Genomic DNA, 1,822 nt, shown 5'->3' with positions numbered 1-1,822 from the left:
AGATTCTGAAGTAAGGATGTTTTCAGATTCAATGACATTAGAACCTAGAGTAAGGATGTTTTCAGATTCAACGACATTAGATTCTGGAGTAAGATTTAGTTCTTTTTCAACGACATTAGAATCTTGAGCAAGCTTTAGTTCAGCTTCAACAACATTAGAATCTGAAGTAAGGCTTAGTTTTGTTTCAACCACTTTAGATTCTGGAGCAAGACTCATTTCCTTTACAACGACATTAGCTAGTGGATCAAGGTTTAGTTCCTTTACTACCATTTTAGCTACTGGAGCAAAATTTAGTTCCTTTTCAACCAATTTAGATATTTGAGCAAGATTAAATCCTTTTACTACGATATTTGAATTTTGGACAGAGTTTATTCCATTTACAACCACTTTTGATTCTTGCGCAAGATTTAGTTCTTTTTCAATTAATGGCTTTGGCTCATGATTATGAATATGTTCGATTTGTGATTCATTTTTAGACTTTGATATATTTTCTTCCACATCAATGGGCTCATTCTCACGTTGATTAGAATTAGATGACTGTATGTTTCCGTTATTGAGAGTACTTACAGTATTTTTTTTGTTAAGTGTTCTTCTATTTTTACAGCCGCAGCCTGATTTACGACGCCTGTTACGAAACGTGTTACTATTAAAGCTTTTAGGCAATTTAGATATGATAAGTGGAGGATTGCTGGAAAATGAATTTTTAGATTTATCTGTCATATAATACCCTCCTTATTATGGGATATTAAAACCAACTAGAAATTTTTTCTTAAGTAAGATCTAGAAAGTTAGCTAGTTATTAACTTTTTAAAAGTGGAATAAATTGGTGACCCCAACAAGGGTCACCAATTTGACATTCCTTAAACATTAAGTGTTAGTCTAACAGGATGGAAGTTGGATTGAGCCGGTTACTGTAAAGATTTGGTTTCCGCATGAATCTACACATTCAGGCGTAACTATGATTGAGCCGGGAACAACAAATGCATCATCAAAGAATCCATCAACACATGGGTTATCTGCATCCAGACAAGTGAAGCAAATAATATTATCGACGCAAGTTACACCCTTGCCACAGAACGTAGCAAATGAGCCATTTGTTGAATGAGTTGCTGTCACAGAAATATAGAAAGGGATACATCCAATTGCTCTTACGGCATTGACTTCTACATTACAACGGAAATTATCGCCACATGGATTAGGAATTTCTACATTGACCAAGCAAGGTTCTAATGTACATTGTAGGCAATCAGTATCAATACCAGCAGTTCCGGATGCAGTGTTAACACTAAAGTTAGGTGGAACAATAATAGATTGGCAGAAATCAACTGTATTATTACATGTGCCGCAAAGCAGCTCTGCTGGTATACAGCCCTCAACTACCAGATTATCGATAAAGGCAGCACTGTCAAAATTGCAATCGCCAACGTCAGCAACTTGGAAGGTTATAGTAATAAATTGTCCAGCGAATGGTGTCAAATCAACGGTAGCTGTCTGAGTTGGCGTCACACTGCCAAAACAGACATCATCCGGTGACGGTGGAACAAAGGTGCTTGTAAAAACTGTAGCAGGGAATCCTGAGATAGGTACACCGTTAATGAGAACATTGAAAAAGTCGTCAAATGTAATAGGAGGTTCTGTCAATTCCTCTGTGAGAAATTTCCAATCGAAAGATAAATTACCAGGATTTGATGAAAGTAAAAATTGAAGATTTAAAGTTACCGTATCAGCAACACCGTTATAACAAGTGGAACAAAGATTCGCTGAAGTACCTGCTATTAGGACTTACCCACTTTGTGGAATCATATTCCCATTCCGATTATAA

At 36.3% G+C, this 1,822-nt stretch carries 2 protein-coding genes; both read right to left on the bottom strand.

Annotated features, from left to right (window positions below; translation table 11 throughout):
• On the bottom strand, positions 1–720 hold a 720-nt coding region (locus F4V44_RS24780), incomplete at its 3' end, for a hypothetical protein (RefSeq protein ID WP_150442687.1).
• A 159-nt stretch (positions 721–879) separates the two neighbouring features.
• Positions 880–1,641: a hypothetical protein gene (locus F4V44_RS24775; protein ID WP_150442686.1), complete on the bottom strand. Its 762-nt coding sequence runs from the start codon at positions 1,639–1,641 to the stop codon at positions 880–882.
• Positions 1,642–1,822 lie beyond the last annotated feature (181 nt).

Source organism: Niallia endozanthoxylica (assembly GCF_008710145.1).
GTDB classification, from domain to species: Bacteria; Bacillota; Bacilli; order Bacillales; family Cytobacillaceae; genus Bacillus_BD; species Bacillus_BD endozanthoxylica.
This window is presented reverse-complemented; position numbering and strand designations above follow the sequence as displayed.